20 protein-coding genes and 1 pseudogene are annotated in these 20,202 nt (G+C 60.6%); 14 read left to right on the top strand and 7 right to left on the bottom strand.

Annotated features, from left to right (window positions below):
• Positions 1-271: 271 nt before the first annotated feature.
• The 5 genes and pseudogenes from H0V34_02065 to H0V34_02045 form a co-directional block, all read right to left on the bottom strand.
• Positions 272-718 carry a transposase gene (locus H0V34_02065; protein MBA2490522.1) on the bottom strand — a complete coding sequence of 149 codons (447 nt, stop codon included), beginning with the start codon at positions 716-718 and terminating at the stop codon, positions 272-274.
• 291 nt (positions 719-1,009) lie between these two features.
• Positions 1,010-1,645 (bottom strand): annotated as a pseudogene (locus H0V34_02060) (IS256 family transposase).
• A 52-nt stretch (positions 1,646-1,697) separates the two neighbouring features.
• Positions 1,698-1,895: a transposase gene (locus H0V34_02055; GenBank protein ID MBA2490521.1), complete on the bottom strand. Its 198-nt coding sequence runs from the start codon at positions 1,893-1,895 to the stop codon at positions 1,698-1,700.
• A complete protein-coding gene (locus H0V34_02050; GenBank protein ID MBA2490520.1) occupies positions 1,870-2,112 on the bottom strand; it encodes a hypothetical protein in 243 nt (80 codons plus the stop codon). The genes H0V34_02055 and H0V34_02050 overlap by 26 nt, the downstream gene beginning before the upstream one ends.
• Positions 2,113-2,136: 24 nt before the next feature.
• Positions 2,137-2,397 (bottom strand): transposase, encoded by a 261-nt coding sequence (locus H0V34_02045; protein ID MBA2490519.1) that lies wholly within the window; start codon positions 2,395-2,397, stop codon positions 2,137-2,139.
• Positions 2,398-2,937: 540 nt separating this feature from the next.
• Here H0V34_02045 and H0V34_02040 point away from each other — a divergent pair.
• The 7 genes from H0V34_02040 to H0V34_02010 all read left to right on the top strand — a co-directional run bounded on the left by H0V34_02040 (position 2,938) and on the right by H0V34_02010 (position 10,060).
• Entirely contained in the window at positions 2,938-4,794 is a 1,857-nt protein-coding gene (locus tag H0V34_02040; protein ID MBA2490518.1) for a lytic transglycosylase domain-containing protein, read from the top strand.
• A 246-nt stretch (positions 4,795-5,040) separates the two neighbouring features.
• A complete protein-coding gene (locus H0V34_02035) occupies positions 5,041-5,700 on the top strand; it encodes a methylamine utilization protein (GenBank protein MBA2490517.1) in 660 nt (219 codons plus the stop codon).
• 5 nt (positions 5,701-5,705) lie between these two features.
• Positions 5,706-8,099 (top strand): EAL domain-containing protein, encoded by a 2,394-nt coding sequence (locus H0V34_02030; protein MBA2490516.1) that lies wholly within the window; start codon positions 5,706-5,708, stop codon positions 8,097-8,099.
• A gap of 32 nt (positions 8,100-8,131) precedes the next feature.
• Positions 8,132-8,992 (top strand): DUF3034 family protein, encoded by an 861-nt coding sequence (locus H0V34_02025; protein ID MBA2490515.1) that lies wholly within the window; start codon positions 8,132-8,134, stop codon positions 8,990-8,992.
• 66 nt (positions 8,993-9,058) lie between these two features.
• On the top strand, positions 9,059-9,457 hold the full coding sequence (locus tag H0V34_02020; protein MBA2490514.1) for a group 1 truncated hemoglobin: 399 nt from the start codon (positions 9,059-9,061) through the stop codon (positions 9,455-9,457).
• 106 nt (positions 9,458-9,563) lie between these two features.
• On the top strand, positions 9,564-9,722 hold the full coding sequence (locus H0V34_02015; protein ID MBA2490513.1) for a hypothetical protein: 159 nt from the start codon (positions 9,564-9,566) through the stop codon (positions 9,720-9,722).
• A 14-nt stretch (positions 9,723-9,736) separates the two neighbouring features.
• Complete coding sequence (locus H0V34_02010) at positions 9,737-10,060, top strand: DUF192 domain-containing protein (protein MBA2490512.1); 324 nt, start codon at positions 9,737-9,739, stop codon at positions 10,058-10,060.
• Between the two features lie 6 nt (positions 10,061-10,066).
• On the opposite strand, the gene H0V34_02005 is transcribed toward H0V34_02010, so the two are convergent.
• Both H0V34_02005 and H0V34_02000 read right to left on the bottom strand, forming a co-directional pair.
• Positions 10,067-10,735, bottom strand: coding sequence for a hypothetical protein (locus H0V34_02005; GenBank protein ID MBA2490511.1), 669 nt, complete (start codon positions 10,733-10,735; stop codon positions 10,067-10,069).
• A complete protein-coding gene (locus H0V34_02000; protein MBA2490510.1) occupies positions 10,732-11,667 on the bottom strand; it encodes a hypothetical protein in 936 nt (311 codons plus the stop codon). The genes H0V34_02005 and H0V34_02000 overlap by 4 nt, the downstream gene beginning before the upstream one ends.
• A 345-nt stretch (positions 11,668-12,012) precedes the next feature.
• Here H0V34_02000 and leuC point away from each other — a divergent pair, with 345 nt between their 5' ends.
• From leuC to truA, 7 genes are all read left to right on the top strand, one after another.
• Complete coding sequence (gene leuC / locus H0V34_01995; protein ID MBA2490509.1) at positions 12,013-13,428, top strand: 3-isopropylmalate dehydratase large subunit; 1,416 nt, start codon at positions 12,013-12,015, stop codon at positions 13,426-13,428.
• A gap of 26 nt (positions 13,429-13,454) precedes the next feature.
• A complete protein-coding gene (locus tag H0V34_01990; protein ID MBA2490508.1) occupies positions 13,455-13,595 on the top strand; it encodes an entericidin A/B family lipoprotein in 141 nt (46 codons plus the stop codon).
• On the top strand, positions 13,595-14,230 hold the full coding sequence (gene leuD / locus H0V34_01985) for a 3-isopropylmalate dehydratase small subunit (GenBank protein ID MBA2490507.1): 636 nt from the start codon (positions 13,595-13,597) through the stop codon (positions 14,228-14,230). The genes H0V34_01990 and leuD overlap by 1 nt, the downstream gene beginning before the upstream one ends.
• A 21-nt stretch (positions 14,231-14,251) precedes the next feature.
• A complete protein-coding gene (gene leuB / locus H0V34_01980) occupies positions 14,252-15,352 on the top strand; it encodes a 3-isopropylmalate dehydrogenase (GenBank protein ID MBA2490506.1) in 1,101 nt (366 codons plus the stop codon).
• Between the two features lie 54 nt (positions 15,353-15,406).
• Positions 15,407-16,429 (top strand): aspartate-semialdehyde dehydrogenase, encoded by a 1,023-nt coding sequence (locus H0V34_01975; protein MBA2490505.1) that lies wholly within the window; start codon positions 15,407-15,409, stop codon positions 16,427-16,429.
• A gap of 95 nt (positions 16,430-16,524) precedes the next feature.
• Positions 16,525-19,275 (top strand): FimV family protein, encoded by a 2,751-nt coding sequence (locus H0V34_01970; GenBank protein ID MBA2490504.1) that lies wholly within the window; start codon positions 16,525-16,527, stop codon positions 19,273-19,275.
• 109 nt (positions 19,276-19,384) lie between these two features.
• Positions 19,385-20,164: a tRNA pseudouridine(38-40) synthase TruA gene (truA, locus tag H0V34_01965; GenBank protein MBA2490503.1), complete on the top strand. Its 780-nt coding sequence runs from the start codon at positions 19,385-19,387 to the stop codon at positions 20,162-20,164.
• Positions 20,165-20,202 lie beyond the last annotated feature (38 nt).

Here is a 20,202-nt window from a genome sequence, read left to right as displayed (position 1 = left end):
ACCATGAATCGATGAACATCAACGCGATCCGCAGCAATCACACCGAAGCGGCTGTTCTCGCCCATCGGCAAACCCGTTCAGATAGATGGTTCATCGCATTTCAGAGTGATTTTCAACAGCCTGCTAGGCGACGATCCACATCAGCTTGAGGCGTTGTTCTAAGGGGCGTTGGATATCGTTTTCAGTACCTTCGACGATGGCGGAAACTCCTCGCCCCAGCGACGCGCTCATGGCAGGGTTTGCGAACCAAAGGAGCCAAGCTCGAAAATTCTCACAGCCCCAGCTCCCTCCATTGCGGTACTTTTAGCACCCGGCTCCAGCCGTGGCCTGCCGCACGACCGGCCTCGCGACGGATGCCCGTCATTCTCTCAATCCTGGCGAGAAATCGCTCGTTGCCAACGGGCTGATTCTGGTTCAGTGCCAGGCGGATGTCATCGACAGCTATTTGATCCGGCTCTGTTCGAAAGAGGGCACGATTATCGCTGCTGGCAAGCGATTGATACAGTGGGTGACATGTGAGCCGAGGATCCGTTTCTACCAGCGCATTATTCCGGTAACTACTCCAGCGATAGTGGGCCGGATCGTCCACCATCGCGGCCCGGGTTGAGTTCGATGTAACGCTGACAGGCCAGCAGGTAATTCGCTTGCACAGCTTGGGATTGTAGCGGCTGTCCCACCAAGTGTCGGTACGCCGGTAGCTACGGTTGATGTACTGCACATAGCGCCGTCCCAGGGAATGATGAGCTTCGGCACTGTTGCCGCCTTCCGCGGTGTAAGCAGCAGGTGTACTTGGTTAGTCATCAAAGCGTGGGCATGGAGCTCGCAGCCGCATTCGTTAAGCGCTTTGCCCAGCCAGTAAGGTTAAACGGTGTAGTCTTCCTCGCAGAAGAAGCAGTGCTCGCGGTTGTGGCTACGCGCCACAACGTGCAAGGGAATACCGTCCAGATGAATTCGGATGCGGCGGGGCATGCCCGCGAGCTATCAGAAATACTGAGCCTGACCTCTTTAATTTGGCCCCCTCGGTCGCGGCCAGCCACAGTCCCAGCAACTCCTTGTTGCCCTCCAGGTTGATGCCGAGCGCCAGGTACACGGCCTTGTTGATCACCCGCTTGTCCTGGCGCACTTTCACCACGATGCAGTCCAGATAGACGCTCGGATAAAGCTCATCCAGTGGGCGCGATTGCCACGCCACGACCCGCTCCAGCACCGACTCGGTCACCTTGGAAACCAGGGTCGGCGAGACCTGTGCGCCATACATCTCCTGGAAGGCCGCGACGATATCGCGCGTGCTCATGCCCTTGGCATACAGCGACAGAATCTGGTCATCGAACTGGGTCAGCCGAGTCTGCCACTTGCGCACCAGCATGGGCTCGAAATCGCCGTTGCGATCCCGTGGGGTGTCGATCTCGACTTCGCCATGGGCGCCTTGCAGACGCTTGCTGCTGACGCCGTTGCGGCTGTTGCCGGAGTTGCGCCCGCTGGGGTCATGCTTGGCGTAGCCCAGATGGGCTTCCAGCTCCGCGCCCAGCGCGGTCTCCACCGTCAGCTTCATGAGCGCACGGCTCAAATCCGACAGATCCTTCTCCGTCCTAATGTCCATGGCCAATTCCTTGGCCATCGCTTCAAGCTTTTCTCGATCGATCATACTGCTCATGGTCCATATCCTCCTAATCTCAGGCTATTGGGCAAATAAGCAGTTACACAATTTGAATTACAGTCTCTGCACATGCACGGATCACGTCGCCCTGGCCGGCATACGCCGCATCGCCCCACACCCGCGTCTCCGCGCCATGCAACAAATCGGTGAGCAGCTGAGAATCGTGCACGTTCGCAGCCGTGGCCACGACCGCATGAATGAGCGTGGTCTTGCTATCCGTGCCGAGATGCGCCTTCATGGCCGTTGTCCCACTGGTTGCCCCTCTTCGTCTGGTGCATCTCGGGATCGCGTTGTTGCGCTCGGTTCTTGGTCGAGGCCGGTGCGTTGATGATCGTGGCATCGACGATGGTGCCGGTGCTGATCCGCAAACCCTGCGCTTGCAGGTGCTCACCCACGGCCGCAAACAGCCGCTCACCCAAATTATGGGCTTCCAGCAGGTGACGGAATTTGCACACCGTGGTCTCATCCGGCGCCGGCTCTCACCCCAGATCAATGCCGACAAACGCCCGCAGCGCGCGGCTGTCGTACAGCGCCTCCTCCACCGCCGGATCCGACAGATTGAACCACTGCTGGATAAAGTAGATACGCATCCGCTCAAGACCCACCGGCCGACGGCCCGCACCCACGGGCTCACACGGATACACCGGCTCGATCAACGCACACAATTCAGCCCACGGCACCACCCGCTCCATCTCAATCCAGAAAGCGTTCTCGCCGCGTGGACTTGCGATAGGTCTCAAAATCATCCGCGGCAAACGTTCGCTGGCGCATCAGTCAAAACTCCGAGTGGCGTGATTCAATAATTCCTATTATCGAATCCCTATTATCACAACATCAGCTAATAAATCAGAGTCTCCCTAGGGCTAATAGGCTTTGCCTTTTCTTTCGGGGCACTATTCACGCTAGTCGTCACCGGCCGCACTCTGCACCATTGCGGCGCGCGGCGGCTACGTTGCAGTGCAATAAAATAGCTCTGTCTGGACTTGTAACAAGATAAGTTTATGAATCTGAAGATTAATAAAGTTGGCACGTTTTGCGCACCGGCAATAAATCAGTTAGTAATCCATTTTCCTCCAGCGTGCCGACAATGCCCGCCTCCTGCTTTGCAGTGCGGGCTTTTTTAATGTATCAATGGCGACGCATGCGGTGTGTTTATAAATAGTGGTAAATGTTTGTAAACAATAAATGTTTGTAAACAAAAACAATAAGAGGCGCGCGCCGTCGATTTTGACCTTAAGATTCGGACGCGCGAGGGTACCAAGCGATCAGTAACAACCATAATGATTAATCCGCCTTTCCTGCGTGTTGCCGAAAACCTACTCATTGTGATCGTCTTGTGCTGGGTGACGACCGTCGCCCAGGCGCGTGAGGCCGACATCCCGGTGCGCTTTAACGAGGAACTGATCCGTCAGTTTCTCGTTAGTCAGGTGTACACGGATGCCGACGGCGTCGCGCGCGCGTGGGACGACGGCAGCGGTTGTAATTACCTTACGCTTTCCGATCCGCAAGTCGATGTTCGCGCCGGCGTCGTGCAGGTGATCAGCGCGGGCGAGGCGCGGGTGGGTACGGTGCTAGGGGCACGCTGCCTGACGATACTCGACTGGACCGGCTTCGTGGAGGTTTTCGAAGAGCCGGTGCTCGACGCCGCGGCCGGCACGGTCGAGTTTCGGGTCGTCGAGTCCAACATTTACGCCGCGGACGGTAGCAGCGCCAGTGTCGCCGGCACCTTGTGGGACCAGGTAAAAAGCCATGTGCATCCACGCATGGAACGCCTGCAACTGGATTTAACCCCGGCGCTCGCGGAGCTGGAGTCGTTGCTGCCGGTCGTATTTCCGCATGACGAGGCGCTGGTGCGCGAACTGCTGGATTCAATCGCACTGTCACATGTCGAGGCGGGTAATGGCGCACTCACGTTGGGCGTCAGGATAGAGGCGCCGGACGGCCTGGCGGTCACGCCGGCGCCTGATCGCGCGGAACCGGCCCTGTTCGGCGAGGAACTGCGGCGATGGCGGCAGGCTTCCCACCATTGGGACTCTTTCGTGACCACGCTGATCAAGCGCGCGAGCGCGAATGCGTCATTGGAACTGCGCGCGGAACTGCTCGCGGTATTGCTGCAGGCGCGGCAGGATGTGCTCGATATCCTCGCGGCGTCGCCCTCGGACGGTGTTGACCCGGTGCGGCGCCTGTTTGTATCTACCTGGTCGCGCCTGGCTCCGGCGTTGCGCGCGCAAAGCAGCGGGCTGCCACCTGACTCCGCGCTACGCTGGCTGAGTTTCATTGCCGCGGGCGACGCGTTGCAGATCCTGGATCGGCTCGCGCCGAATCTCGGCTTTACCTTATCGGCGGATGCGCTGCGGCGCATGGCGCGCATCGCGGCCCCCGATCTTCCCATAGAGGCGCTGGACTACAGCATTCAAGTCGATCCGGAACTGCGCCGCGCGTTGGGTTTCGGCGCGCCGCTGCCGCCGCCCCGCCGCCGTCCGATCGGACTGGACTTAAGCGGGCTGTCGCTCATCCCGTCGGCGTACGCCGCGGACAGCCGATACGATGCACTGGTCGAGCGCCTCACCGGCTGGCTGCCTGGCCTTGACGACCTAGACGAATACCTGCCGATAGTTAAGGAGTTGCTGGCCCTGGTGGCGCGCGATGTGTTGAGCGAGGGCGAAATAGCGTCCGGGTACCGGCCATTGTTCGAACCGCTGGTGCTGGCCACCGCCTGGCAGGAAAGCTGCTGGCGCCAGTTCGTGGAGCGCGGCGATAAATACGTCCCGATCAGCTCGGGCACGGGGTCGATCGGCGTCATGCAGATTAACCAGCACGTCTGGCGCGGCTTTTACGACCTCAACGGTCTGCAGTGGGACATCGGTTATAACGCCCGCGCGGGCGCCGACATCCTGCGCCACTATCTGATCGATTATGCGATCGCGAAAAAAGAAGACATAGTGAGCGGCGACATCCAGAACCTGGCGCGGGCGGCCTATGCCATGTACAACGGCGGCCCCGGTCAGATGTCACGTTACCGCGATTCTGCGACAGAGGAGTCGCTGATGGCTATAGACGCAGCGTTCTGGGAAAAATATCAGACCATCAAGGCCGGCAACGCGCTCGCGGTAGCGGGCTGCTACAGCGATAACTGATTCGTCGCCGAGTCATCCAGAAACTCTCCATAACGACTCCGTAAAACCCGCGCCCTCTGCGAACATTCGCGCGGCTGCGTTACGGGCGGGCTGCGTCGCGTACTGAAAATCCTCTGACCGCTGGTCGGTCATATCGAGTCCTTCGTCCATTACCGTCAGACGCTCCCGCCGCCGGTTGGTTAAATTCGTCCGCCTGAGCAGCGGAGGACGCCGGTCATCAACCGTATCACCACTATTGCCGGGACGTTGGTCTGGCTGGCGCAGCCGTTGATCTTGATGCCATGTCTGGCCGCTGGTGCCTTCGAGGCGCGGATCACCGATGCTGAAGGCGCGCCCGTGGCGGACGCCGTGCTGTCGCTGCATGCCCTGGACTTCACCCCGCCCGCGGTGGCGGATACGCCCCGCGCCAGCATGGATCAGCGCAACCGGCGCTTCGACCCCTACGTGCTGCCGGTGCGGCTTGGTACTCTGGTAAAATTTCCCAACAGCGACGACATCCGCCACAGCGTCTACTCATTCTCCGCGCCCAAGCGATTCAAACTGCCGCTGTACAAGGACACGCCCTCCGCGCCAATCATATTCGACCAGCCGGGTGTGGTGGTGCTGGGCTGCAATATCCACGACTGGATGCTGGGATATATCTACGTCGCCGACACGCCTTATTTCGGCAAGGCTGATGCGCAAGGCAAGGTGGATATCGAGGGATTGCCGGCCGGCCGTTACGAAGTTACGTTATGGCATCCACAGGCCAGGTCGCGCACGCCGCAAGTGATGGAGACGGCGCCAGTCGATGTCTCCGCGCTGGCGCGGGTCTACTCGCTGGAGATGCGCTCAGCGCCCCAAAACTCTCAACCCACGTCATCCGTCCCTTCCGTGGAAGATAAGTTCAAGCGCTGGAGACAATGAGGGCCTTGAGTTTTCGAACGCGAATTCTCGCGGCGCTGGCGTGCGTGATCGCTTGCGTGCTGGCGCCGATCTTCGTGGTCGTGTACTCCGCAATCCGCGCCAGCATGATCGAGCATGCGGAAGTCAGCCTGGAGACCGGCGCGCGAGTATTCGCCCAATCAATGCGCGAGCGCGACGAGCAGTTGCTCTATGCCGTGCGGCAGGCGGCCAGCGACTTCGGATTCAAGGAGGCGGTGGCGACCGGTGACGTACCGACCATCCGCTCGGCGCTGGAGAATTACAACAAGCGCATCGGCGCGAGCGAGGCGCTGGTGCTCTCGCTGGAGGGCGAGGTCGTGGCCTCGACCATCGTGGAGTTACCCGGCAGCCCGATTTACCCAGTGCTGTCCGAGCTGATACGAGAAGCCGAGGACACACCATTCGCGCGGGCGACGGTGGTGTTCGGCGGCGCGCCGCATCAGCTAATGGCGGTGCCGGTGGAGGCCCCGGAGCGTGTTGCGTGGGCGGTCATGGGCTTCGTGATGGACGAGACGCTCGTCGCGATACTCAAGGCGCTCACCGGGCTGGAGATATCCTTTGTCGGTTACGGCAAGCGCGGCCGCAATGCTGTTATGCCATTACCTTCCACTTTGGTGCCTCCGCTGCGCGATGCGCTGGCGAGCACCCTGGGCACGAACGCCGAGGTCAGCGAACCTTACGTCATGCATCTGCGAGACGCGGAATATCTGACGTTGAAGATACCCTTGGAAGCTGGCGGCCGGCACGAGGTCGGCGCGGTGCTGCAAATTCCGCTTGAGCACGGTGGGCAGTTTCGCGCCCTTGGCAATCGACTGGTCCTGATTTCGCTGCTGGCGCTGGGTGTTGCGCTGGTTGCGGCTTTTATTTTGGCGCATGGGGTAGCACGACCGCTGAATCGGCTGGTCACCGCCACGCAGCGAATCGCGCAGGGTGATTATCGGCACACCGTCGAGATACAGCGCTCGGATGAGCTGGGGGCCCTCGCAACGTCGTTGAACACGATGCAGAGCGCGATTGCCGAACGCGAGGACAGGATCGCGCATCAGGCGTTTCACGACACACTTACAGGTTTGCCGAATCGCGCGCTGGCCCATGACCGGCTGCGCTCGGCTATCGAGCACGCGCGCCGCAATGGCAATACGGTGGGTGTGTTGATGATAGATGTGGATCGCTTCAAGGAGATCAACGACACACTCCTCGGGCATCACACCGGCGATCAGTTGCTGATCGAGCTGGGTCGGCGCCTGCGCGCCACGGTGCGCGCCAGCGACACGGTGGCGCGACTGGGCGGCGATGAGTTTCTCACTCTGGTGGAAGGCCAGAATCTGGAAGCGGCCCTGCTCGTGGGAGCGAAACTGAAAGCGGTCATGGCCGAGCCCGTGAAACTAGGCACGGTTGAAGTGGTGACGGAAGTCAGTATCGGTGTGTCCGTGTATCCCGATCATGGCGAGGACGCGGAAGCCTTGCTTCGCCGCGCGGACATCGCCATGTACGAAGGCAAACGGACGCGACAATCGCCTACCGCTTATAAGGCGGGCCGCGAGGAAGAGCACTTGCACCGACTGGCGCTGGTCAACGATCTGCGCCGCGCGGCGCCCAATAACGAGCTGGTGGTGCATTACCAGCCCAAGATCGAGCTCGGCACGCGTGCGGTCACGCAAGTGGAGGCGCTAATGCGCTGGCGACATCCGCGCTACGGTATGGTACCGCCGGACGAGTTTATCCCGCTGGCCGAGCAGTCTGGACATATCCGGGCACTGACCCATTGGCTGCTGGACACAGTGGTGCGCGATTGCAGCGTGTGGCGTCGCGAGGGCATCGAGGTGGGCGTGGCGATCAATATCTCCGTCACGGACCTGACCAGCGTGGATCTGCCGTCGATCGTGGAGGGGCGGTTGCGAGAACACGGTCTCGAACCCGGACACCTGACCCTGGAAGTTACCGAAAGCTCGGTCATGCGCGACTCGGGCAAAATTATCCTCATGCTGGAAAGCCTGGATAAATGTGGCGTGCGGCTGTCGATCGACGACTTCGGCACCGGCTATTCCTCGCTTTCGCACCTGAAACGCCTGCCGGTACATGAACTGAAGATCGATAAGTCCTTCGTGCTGGACCTGATGAACAACACCAGCGACGCGGTGATCGTGAAATCCACCATCGATCTGGGCCACAACATGGGGCTGCGCGTGGTGGCCGAGGGCGTGGAAAGCGAGGAATCCCTGAAGTTGTTGCGGAGTTATAGCTGTGACATGGCGCAGGGGTTCCACATCAGCAAAGCGCTACCGCTGATTGAGTTTATCGCGTGGTTCAAGCAATACGAACAACTACGGACTGCCAGTGCGCCGCCCGCCACAGAGATTTCGCGCATAAAGGTCCTGTGAATATTGGGGAGGCAAAAATGATATGTCGGCGGATGCTTTGCGTTGCCGGTTACTTGTTTCATTTATCGATTGCGCTGGCTTGTTTGCCGGCCGCGCAGGCGGATGGCCGTCTGCTGGCCACCGGCGGTGCGTTGCAGATCGAGGGCTCCGCGGGCGGGGGGCTGGTGCCGTGGGCGGTGCTCGCGGGTTACGGTACGCGCGACGAATACGGCAGCGCGTTCGCCATTTCGCGCGTCGACACCGGCGATTACACTCTTGATGTGCTGGGTGGGGGGATTACGTTATTCAACCGTGTCGAGCTCTCGTTCGCGCGTCAGGAATTCGATCTCGGCACGTTAGGCGTCATGCTGGAGCAACCCGACGCGGTGCTGCGGCAGAATATCTTTGGCGCCAAGTTGCGGCTTCTGGGCGATTTGATTTACACGCCCTGGCCGCAGATCTCGCTCGGCGCGCAATACAAACATAATCTGGATTTCGACATTCCGAACGCCGTCGGCGCGGAAGACGACAGCGGCGTTGACGTTTACCTCGCCGCCAGCAAGCTGTTTCTCGGCGCCCTTGCCGGCCGCAACCTGTTGTTGAATACGACAGTGCGCTCTACCGAGGCGAATCAGCTTGGACTACTGGGGTTTGGTGGCGGCAAAGGTGGGCGTGACCTGGTATTCGAAGGTAGCGTCGCCGTATTACTCGACCGCTTCACGGCGCTCGGCGTGGAGTATCGGCAGAAGCCCGACAACCTCGCTTTCGCGCGCGAAGAAGACTGGTGGGATGTGTTCATCGGCTACTTTCCCAACAAGCATCTTTCTTTCGTGGCGGCGTATGCCGACCTCGGGACTATCGCCGGCCTTGGCCGCCAGACTGGCTTGTATTTGTCCGTGGAAGCGAGCTACTGAACCTTACTGGAGTGAGATGACATGCTACGGTCAAAACCTGCGCTACTAAATGTATTAGTCCTATCGTTGGCAGTTGGGCTGACAGGTTACTCATCGGCGCAAGCGGCTGATGACGCTCTCTTCCAGGGCCTGGTCAAACAAGGCGGCATAGCGGGGCTGGTGGATGGCTATCTCGAAGTATGCGCCAACGACAGTCGCGTGGGGCCGGTCTTCGCCCACAGTGATATACCGCATCTTCGGGAAAAACTGGTCGAGTACATCTGCGTGCTGAGCGGCGGACCGTGCGAATACACGGGCGATCCCATGGACGTCGTGCACGGTGGCTTGAACATCACTGAGGCTCAGTTCAACGCCGGAGTAGAGAACCTACAGGAGGCGATGGCGCGCCTCAACCTTCCTGAGGCAACGCAGAATCGTTTGCTCGCTAGGCTTGCTCCATTACGCCGAGAAATTATCTATCGATAAACGGCTTGCGGCGAGTTCTTACACGCCTAGCAAATCCGTAACTATGTTTTTGCCGTCGATCCATGTTCCTGAGAGCGCGATGCCAGACAAGCCTGGCGGGCGTTGCATGAGACCCATGGTTCAATGCATGGTGATTTTCTGCTTGGTGGCGGCGGGAGAGCATGCGGTCGAGACGGAATCGCGCGAGACGGTGCAGTTTGCGATCGCAAAGGAAAGGCTCACGCTTGATCTCGCGCTCGATTCCGCGAGTGCGGCAGGGGTCTAGGCGGGCGCAGGTTTATCGATCCGCGTCAAGGAATGCTGATGGTGTTGCCGAAACCAGAGATCGTCGCGGCGTTCATGCGCGACAGTTGGGTGCCTATCGACGTAGCGTTTCTGGATGCGGACGGCCAAGTGCTTGTTACGTACACCATGCCACCGGAATCGCCACGCAGAGCGGGAGAAAGCGACGCCGAATACGAAGCGCGGTTGCCGCATTATTCGAGTCGCTTTCCGGTGCTTTTTGTGCTGGAAATAGCCGGGGGCCGGCTCGTCGAACTCGGCGTTGCCCCCGGCCACAAGTTGCGTCTCGATTGGAAGGCGCTTGCCCGACGCGCCCTGTGACCGAGCTTACTCTCGACCTTCCGATGGGATCTGAAAAAGCGCGCCCAGGTTGATGCTGCCGTGCTCTGAAGGATTCTGCGGACTGACGGTGCCCGGTACGCCTGGATTCAGGTTGGACGCTGTATCGTCTGGCGGGAAGATGACCAAAGTCTCGAGGAATACGAGGATCTTGCGCTGGTTGAGCCAGTTCAAGGACGCGAAGGCGTCGCGAGTTTCCTGCGCTTCGCCGCCATGACGCATAATGACTTCCTCCAGGTTGATGCTGCGCCCGTCATGACCATATGATGGGGTGCTGCCCACGCCCCACAGCGGCTCGGTCACGAATTCCGTGACTAACGACCCGTCATATTCCCGCTCGTGAAAGGCCGGCCCCAGATCGTGTCGCTTGAAGTCAGCGAAGATATTCTCTACGAGAAATGGCTTTCCCTTGGGCAGCAGTTGCGGGTACTGATCGCCGTCCTCTACGATCTTGAACAAGGTCGTGGCCGTTGCATACAGGCGATTGAAGATTCCCCTTGCCGGATCGAAACGTGTTTCTACGTCGGCTATGCGCCGGTCGCGCTCGATGCGGAGGTCCTGGACATGACAGCTCGTGCATCCGATCCGCTCCATCAGTTTTAGGCCCTGTTGAGACTGCTGTGTGACTTCACCCGTGCCGGGCTTGAAGTAGTTCAACAGTAGAATTCCATATGGTCGACCACCGCCGGATCGATCTCATTGACCGCGAGGTCGAAATCTCCATCTTCGCTGCGATCGCATACGGGCGGGCGCACCATGCTGTCAAGCGCGGGGTCGAAAACCATGCCAGAGGGGCTTGTCACCGCCACCGCATTGGCCGGATCGGTGGCCCGACAAAGGATTGTATCGGGAGATTCCAGCCCCATTTCGTCCTTGAAGGCGCCGACGATGAACTCGCGAAGTGCGAACGATGCACCATGGGCGAAGAAGGGGCGAACGCGAAGATCCGGGTTTACGCCTTGCACTTGCGAGGTATCTACATCGCCATCCGGACAGACCGTGATCTGGCCGTAGTCGATGCCTTTACTTTGCAGTCGCTGCGTGACGGACCGTGCTGAAGTTTTGGCACGTTGCACTGCCTGGCCCCGGATACTGCGCAGATCATGGGTGATCTCGTCGCCCAGCATTTCTACAAGCCCGGCGCCGAACAGGTGAGGGGCATCGCGACTGTCGGGGCGCGTTACCACATCGCCACCGAACCCGGCCGAACCTCGCGGGCGTCCATGACAGGCCGCGCAGCTATTCGATAATCCCGCGCCCAGGTTACGCATGACCGTGATATCGCCGATTGAGTCGTCGTTCACGCGCGGACCGAACCCCTGATTTTTGGTGAAGGTGCGCTGGAAGAGCTGACGCCCGCGCCGCACCGAGCGCGCGGGATCGCGCTTAATGAGGTAGATTGACGATCCCGGCGTAAACGCGTCCCCTTGGCCGGCGTCGACCTGCTGACGCAGCGACTTCGCGATGCCAGCGTTAATCGGATTGGGTGTCTGCGTGATATCGGTAAGCTGGGCCTGCGTGGAGCAGGCGAACGCGATGAACAAAAAGCCGGACGCAATGCGGCATGGCATTTCTCGTATAACTTTCATGAATTTTTTCCCCACATAACGATTTAAGCCCCTGGTTTTGCTTGTCGTACTTCTAGATTGGCGACAGGTACGGTAATGAAAGCCGTCTACTGATAATTGTCACGTATCGGTCATTGGGCTCCACGGTAGGTATAGCGCCGAGCGGGAACGCGTGAAACATTAATCTTGGCACGACCGATGAGTGGCAATGCGTGACCGACCAGCGGTAGGTTTGCGGCGAGGGATCTGGGTAACCACTAATGGGCGTGGCGGTGGCGCGCGCAGGTGCGCCTTCAGCAGCGGTGTTTTGTCTTAGCAGGCGCGGAGAGCTATGATGCGCGGTCTTAATTTACGATCAATCGGACAATGGCTGGCGGCACGCTTTACGACAAATTGTGGGACGCCCACGTGGTGCGGATCGATGAACATGGTTTGACGCTGTTGTACATCGATCGGCACCTGTTGCACGAAGTCACCTCGCCGCAGGCCTTCGAGGGGCTGCGACTGGCCGGACGCAAGGTCTGGCGCGCCGACTCGATTCTGGCGACAGCCGATCATAACGTCTCGACCCGCGTAAGGGATTTGAGCACCGCCGACCCGGTCTCACGCCTGCAACTGGAGACGCTTGACGCGAATGTGGCGCAACATAAGCTCAGGTATTACGGCCTGAGCGACCGGCGGCAGGGGATTGTGCACATAATCGGCCCCGAACAGGGCGCAACGCTGCCGGGCATGACGGTGGTGTGCGGGGATTCTCATACTTCTACGCACGGCGCGTTCGGCGCGCTCGCCTTCGGCATCGGCACCTCCGAGGTCGAACACGTGCTTGCCACGCAGTGTCTGCACCAGCGCAAGGCCAGTAATATGCGAATCATGGTCGACGGGCACGTCGGCCCCGGCGTTACCGCTAAGGACATCATGCTCGCCATTATCGGCGAAATTGGCACCGCGGGCGGCACCGGTTACGCAATTGAGTTCGGCGGCGATGCAATCCGCGCGCTGTCGATGGAAGCGCGCATGACGGTATGCAACATGACCATTGAGGCCGGCGCGCGCGCAGGCTTAGTGGCGGTGGATCAGACCACCATCGATTATCTGCGCGGCCGCCCGCTCGCGCCCAAAGGCGAACTCTGGGACGCGGCGGTTACAGCCTGGCGGGATCTGAAATCGGATGACAACGCGAGGTTCGACCGCGAGGTACGCCTCGCCGCGCACACTATCGAGCCGCAGGTCAGCTGGGGCACCTCGCCTGAGATGGTCGTGCCGGTGGGCGCGCGGGTGCCCGACCCGGATACCGAGAGCGACCCGACCAAGGCCGACGGCATGCGGCACGCGCTGAAATATATGGATCTCGAGCCGGGTGCCGCCATTACCGATATCGTCCTGGACAAGATTTTCATTGGCTCCTGCACCAATGCGCGTATCGAGGATTTGCGCGCGGCCGCGGCCGTCGTCAATGGGCGCAGGCTGGCGACGTCAATCAAGCAGGCGCTGGTCGTGCCGGGGTCGGGGCTCGTCAAACAGCAGGCCGAAGCCGAAGGGCTGCACCATATTTTTATGCGGGCCGGGTTTGAATGGCGCGAACCGGGTTGCTCCATGTGTCTGGGCATGAACGACGATCGTCTTTCGCCGGGTGAGCGTTGCGCCTCGACATCCAACCGAAATTTTGAAGGACGTCAGGGTCACGGCGGACGTACGCATCTGGTCAGTCCCGCGATGGCCGCCGCCGCGGGTATCGCGGGTCATTTTGTCGATGTGCGCGAACTGCAAAATCGCGCGTAACCATTATCTACACGGGAGGAAAGACGATGAGAGTTTTATATGTGACGCTGTTCGCCGCCTACGTGGCGCTTCTGAGTGGCTGCAACACCATGGAAGGCGTGGGCGAGGACATGAAAGCCGCGGGCGAGGGCATCGATGAAAAAGCCGAGGAGAAGAAAGGTTACTGATGGAGCCGTTCGGCACTCTCCATGGCGTGGTCGCACCTCTGGACCGCGCCAACGTCGACACCGACGCCATCATCCCGAAGCAGTACCTGAAATCGGTCAAACGTAGCGGCTTCGGGCAGAACCTGTTCGATGACTGGCGCTATCTGGATTCCGGCGAGCCGGGTCAGGATCATGACGCCCGCCGGCTGAATCCGGATTTCGTGCTGAACAAGCCGCGTTATCGCGACGCGCAGATTCTGCTCGCGCGCAAGAATTTCGGTTGCGGTTCTTCGCGCGAGCATGCGGTGTGGGCGTTGCTCGACGCGGGCTTCCGCGCCGTGATCGCGCCGAGCTTTGCGGACATTTTTTTCAGCAACAGTTTCAAAAACGGCCTGTTGCCGATTGTCATGGACGATGCGGCCATTGATCGGCTTTTTGGTGCGGTGGCGGCTACGGATGGTCTTAAATTGTGGATAGACCTTATGGACCAGACTGTGGAAATGCCTGACGGACAACGCTCACACTTTGATATCGATGCATCCCATAAGCATCGTTTGCTGCACGGCCTGGATCATATCGCGCTCACTTTGCGGCACGCCGAGACCATCCGTGCATATGAAGCGCGCCATCACGCGTCAGCGCCCTGGCTGTTCTAGCTTTAGGCGCCCGCACCCGCGATGATGCATAAGGTTCTGCTTCTCGCCGGTGACGGCATCGGTCCGGAAATCGTCGCCGAAGCGCTTAAGGTGCTTGAGGTGCTCAAGCGCGAGTTCGCGTTCAACTTCGAGGCCGAGCAAGGATTGATCGGCGGCGCCGCGTTGGACGCGACCGGGCGTCCGCTGCCACAAGAAATTCTGGCGCTTGCGCGGGAAAGCGACGCGATTCTGCTGGGCGCGGTCGGAGGGCCGGAATACGAAAGTTGCGAACGCGAGCTGCGTCCGGAGCGTGGTCTCTTGTCGCTGCGGCATGAGCTGGGATTTTTCTCGAATCTGCGCCCGGCGCTGCTGTATCCGCAACTGGCGCACGCATCCGCGCTCAAGCCTGAGCTGGTGGCGGGTCTGGACCTGATGATCGTGCGGGAGCTGACAGGCGGGATTTATTTCGGCCAGCCACGCGGATTGCGCACCCTGGACAGCGGCGAACGCGAAGGCTTCAACACGCTGACTTATCGCGAATCGGAGATCGAGCGGATCGCGCGCTCGGCGTTCGATATCGCCATGCGCCGCGGCAGGCGTTTGTGTTCAGTCGACAAGGCGAACGTGCTGGAAGTATCGGAGTTGTGGCGCGAAGTCGTACAACGCGTGGCCGCTGAATATCCGGATGTGCAGCTCAGCCATATGTATGTGGACAATGCCGCTATGCAGCTGGTGCGGGCCCCCAGGCAGTTCGACGTCATGCTGGCTGACAACATGTTCGGCGATATTCTGTCGGATGCCGCCGCCATGTTGACGGGATCGATCGGCATGTTGCCGTCCGCTTCGCTGAATGCCGAGCGCGGCGGCCTGTACGAACCGATTCACGGTTCAGCGCCCGACATCGCCGGGCGGAATGTCGCGAACCCCCTTGCGACCATCCTCTCGGTCGCGATGATGTTGCGTTACAGCCTGAACGAACCGGAGCTCGCGCTGCGCGTGGAGGCCGCGGTCGGAACGGTGCTGGACCGGGGCTGGCGCACGGCGGACATTTTTGTCGGCGGTAGCCGGCCCGCAACGACGGCGCAGATGGGCAACGCAATCGTCCTCGCGCTGCGAGAAGCAGGCGCCGCCAAGGCGGGATGACGTGCGCGGAAATTGTACTTATCAGGTGATGACTTGCTACGACCGATCGACAATGTGAGCAGACAGTACGACATAGCCGTGGTGGGCGCGACCGGCGCGGTGGGTGAGACCATGCTGTCGATCCTGGCGGAGCGCAAGTTCCCGGTGGGCAACGTGTATGCGCTGGCGAGCCAGCGTTCGGCGGGTGGCCGGGTGATGTTCAACGGCAAGTCGTTGCTGGTGGAAGATTTAAGCACCTTTGACTTTTCGAAAGTGCAGATCGGTTTGTTTTCGCCCGGCGCCTCGGTGTCCGCCGAGTACGCGCCGCGCGCGGCGGCGGCCGGCTGCGTAGTGATCGACAACACATCGTGTTTTCGCAACGACGACGACATTCCGCTGATCGTGCCGGAAGTGAACCCGCAAGCCATTACGGGCTACAAAATACGCGGCATCATTGCCAACCCGAATTGCTCCACCATCCAGATGGTGGTGGCGCTAAAACCCATCTACGATGTGGTCGGGATCGAACGCATTAACGTGGCCACCTATCAGGCGGTATCGGGAACCGGCAGGGAAGCGATCGAGGAACTGGCGGGGCAGACGGCCCGGCTACTCAACGGTCAGCCGGCCAACTGCGAGGTTTATCCGCGACAGATCGCCTTCAACGTGCTGCCGCACATCGATCAGTTCCAGGACAACGGCTACACCAGAGAAGAAATGAAGATGGTGTGGGAGACCCGCAAGATCATGGGCGATGAGTGCATTCAGGTCAATGCTACCGCGGTGCGGGTGCCCGTGTTTTACGGGCATTGCGAGGCTGTGCACATTGAAACCCGCGACAAAATCAGCGCCGCTGCCGCGCGTAAATTACTGGCCAGGGCGCCAGGTGTTAGCGTTATCGACGAGCCCCTCGATGGCGGTTATCCGACGCCGGTTACCGACGCCACCGGCCACGACGCCGTGTTCGTGGGTCGCATCCGCGAGGATATTTCGCATCCACGCGGGCTTGATTTGTGGGTAGTGAGCGACAATGTCCGCAAGGGTGCGGCCCTCAACAGTGTGCAGGTTGCGGAACTATTGATTAAAAAATTCTTATAAGCGCAGTCACGCCGCGACTGCGGGCCGTTCCTGATAAACGCGCAGAATTACTGTCGCGGGAATGAACATTGATAATTTCGGGGAAGGGGACACGAATGAAAGTGCGTAATCTTGCTCGGGGTCTGCCCCTGCTGGCGGTTCTTACGCCCGGCACCACCTGGTGTCTGGGACTCGGGGACATCACGGTCAGCACCGCGCTCAACCAGCCGTTGCGCGCCGACATCCGCGTTCTTTCGGCGGAGCCGGACGACATCGAAAACATGCGGACCACGCTCGCTTCGCAGCAGGTTTTCGATCGGGCAGGCATTCAACGTCCGTTCGCGCTGACCCAGTTGCGATTCAACGTCGTGCCCGCCACCGATGGCGGCGCAATCATACAGGTGACGACCAGGGAACCGGTGCGTGAGCCGTTTCTAAATTTTCTCATCGAAATGCGGTGGCCGAATGGCCGGCTGGTGCGCGAGTACACGGTACTGCTGGATCCGCCGGTGCTGACGGATGAACAGGGCATCGTGATCTCTAACGCGCCGGTTGTGCCGAGGGAGGCCGGGCGTGCACAAGCCGCGGCGGGTTCGGCGTCCGTGACTGACAACGGGCGCGCGGCCAGTTCGCCGCCGTCGGCGCGCGCAAATGCGGTTGCATCGCAATCCGCGCCTGCAGGTAATTCTCCGACGAGCTACACCGTGGTATTCGGCGACACCTTGTACAAGATCGCGCAGCGTTACCGTCCGGACGGGAGTATTCGATTGTCGCGCATGATGGTGGCGATATATCGCGCTAATCCAGAGGCGTTCGCGCAGGGCAACCTCAACGGCCTTGTGGCCGGCATGACCCTGCGAATGCCGGATGCGCAGGAGATCGCGGCGGTGGACAGCGAAGCGGCAGTCGCCGAGGTCGGCCGTCACAATGCTGCCTGGAGTGAATCCAGCGAGCCGATGCCGACCGAATCTGTGGTGGAAGAACCATCCGCTCAAGCCGGGGAGTCCATCGGCGAGCAGCCGGCGGCGGATACCATGGCCACCGAGCCCAAGGATTCGCGCGCCCAGGCGAACGACAATCCCGGACGGCTGAAAATCGCGGCCGCCAGCGAAAGCGGCGCGGCTGCCAAGGGCGAAGACGCAATCGATACGGCTGAACCGCGGCCCCGCAGCGACGCGGAGAACGAGCAACTGCTCGCGCGGGAAGCGGCGGTATCGCGACAGATGGAAATCGATTCGATGCAGACCAGGGTTGCGGAACTCGAATCCATGCTCGCCAAGCAGGCGCGCGTTATAAGCCTGCAGAGCGAGGCGCTTGCCGACTTGCAGGCGCGTCTGGGCGCGAATGGCGCCGACGTGGCGCAGTACGATGGCGGCGCGCCGCAAGCCGGAGTCGTCGCGGAGGCCGACACGCAGGTGCAGCCTGATGCCGCCGCCGATGACCCTGAGGTGTCAACGGGAATAGCGTCCGGAGGGCCGGACCGTGCCGCGCTGGATGAGCCAGCCTCGCCGCCGGCGGGGTCCGACACTCCGAACGCGTTACTGGCCAACCCGGTGATGCTGGTTGGCGCCGGCGCAGTCGGTTTGCTGTTGCTGGCGCTTATATGGCTTGTTGTTAAACGGGCCGCGTCGCGCACTCAAACGATTGATCTGACAAGCTACGTGGACGATGACGGCGATAACCAGCATCAAGCTGCTGCGATAACGCCAGGCGCCGGTGCGACCGAACCCGCGAAAACCGCTACGGTCGCGCGCGCTCATGCGCCCACGGAGGCGATAAACGAGGAGCCGATGAGAATGCCATCGGCCAACCAGGGTCGCGTTCAGGTCGGCGAACAGGCGGCGAGAACGGGCAATGACGATACGCTCGCCGAAGCCGACGTTTACATCGCTTACGGGATGCATCAGCAGGGTGAAGATCTTCTTCAAGAGGCGATCGCGCGAGACCCCGAGCGCATCGATTACCGTTTGAAGCTGCTGGAAATCTATTATGCTGGCAGGAACCACGGGGCGTTCGATGACCAGGCACAAGCCCTGTACGACACGACGGGTGGCAGATACGATGCGGCTTGGGAACGGGTCGTAGCGATGGGACTGGAACTCAATCCGCGCAATCCAATGTTCGCGGGCAGCGAAGCGGATGCAAACGCGCCTTCGCAAGCGGCGGTCAGCGGGGATCAGGTCACCAGAACAACGTCCGGCATGACCACGGAAGCCACAGACGCGGCGGCCGGCCTTGTCGCCGCACAGGATCCGCTCCTTGGCGCGCGGGCTGATAGAGGCGCCAGCCAGCCTTCCGAGTCCCCGGCTAATACGTATCACAGCAAGATCCTGGAATTCGATCTTGGCGACTTTGACGCCGAAATTGCCGCCGATGCGTCAGCCGCCTCGTCAGACACTTTTTCGAGCGACCGCAAAGATGACTTAAGTTTTGATTTATCCGAACTGGATGGCGCGGATGAATCGGCCGATTCATTTAGTCAGACTCCGACGCGCCAACTTTCCGGGACCGAGGATGGCGATAATCCGCATGCGTCGCCGCCTGACGCGCCGGCATCGTTGATCGAGCTGGACGCCGACAGTATCGATGACACGTCATTCTCGATCGAACTCACCCCGAGCGAGACGGAAGACGCGCGAAGCACTATACATTTGTCCAGCGGTGCGTTCATCGAGCGGGACCTGAACCCCGATAACACGGAAGACCTGTCGGACATCAACGAAGTGGGTACAAAACTGGATTTGGCCAGGGCTTTCATCGATATGGGCGACGCCGATGGCGCGTTGAGCACGCTGGAAGAAGTATTACAGGAAGGCGATGACGATCAGCGTGAACAGGCGGAGACCCTGATGCGGCAGATCGCCTGACGCCGCGAAATCCCGCCTGGATTCAGGAGGCCGGAAGCAGTCCGGCCGGCCTTGCGCTTTTATGGCGTCCGCATGAGCCCACTGCTTCTCGCCTTTAATCGTTTATTGCATGATTATCGCGCTTGGACTCGAATACGACGGGAGCGGATTCAGCGGCTGGCAGTCGCAACCCGGCGTCATCACGGTGCAGCAAAGCCTGGAGACCGCGCTGTCCAGAGTCGCGGATCACCCTGTGAGGGTTTTCTGCGCCGGCCGCACCGATGCCGGGGTGCATGCCGCGGGACAGGTCGTGCATTTCGAAAGTGCCGCCGCCCGCACGCCAAGATCCTGGGTGCTGGGCGCCAATGTCAATCTGCCACCAGGCATTGCGGTCATCTGGGCGCAGGCGGTCGCGTCGGATTTTCACGCCCGTTTTCGCGCGCTTTCGCGTCGTTATCGCTATGTGATCCTCAACCGCTGGACGCGCCCCGCGTTATTGCGCGCCCGCGTTACCTGGCAGCGCCGGCCTTTGGACGAAATGCGCATGCGCGAGGCGGCCGCATACCTGGTCGGCGAGCACGATTTCACCAGTTTCCGCGCGCTGGCATGCCAGGCGAAATCGCCGGTGCGGCGCGTGTACGAACTGCGCGTGAGCCGCGCGGCCGACACCGTTTACATTGACATTCACGCCAACGGATTCCTTTACCATATGGTGCGAAATATCGCTGGTGTATTGATGAGCATCGGCGCCGGCGAGCGGCAACCCCCATGGGTTAAGGAACTGCTGGCGCTGGAAAATCGTGCGCAATGTGGCGTAACCGCACCGCCCGACGGGCTTTACCTCGTACACGTCGCCTACGATCCGTGTTTTGGGCTTCCCGGCGAGATCGCGCTGCCCCGTTACAGGTAGGCCATCACGGATAGGCTGTCGTTCGTTAAGGCGCGGCC

The organism is Gammaproteobacteria bacterium, assembly GCA_013696315.1.
Taxonomy (GTDB): domain Bacteria; phylum Pseudomonadota; class Gammaproteobacteria; order JACCYU01; family JACCYU01; genus JACCYU01.
This window is presented reverse-complemented; position numbering and strand designations above follow the sequence as displayed.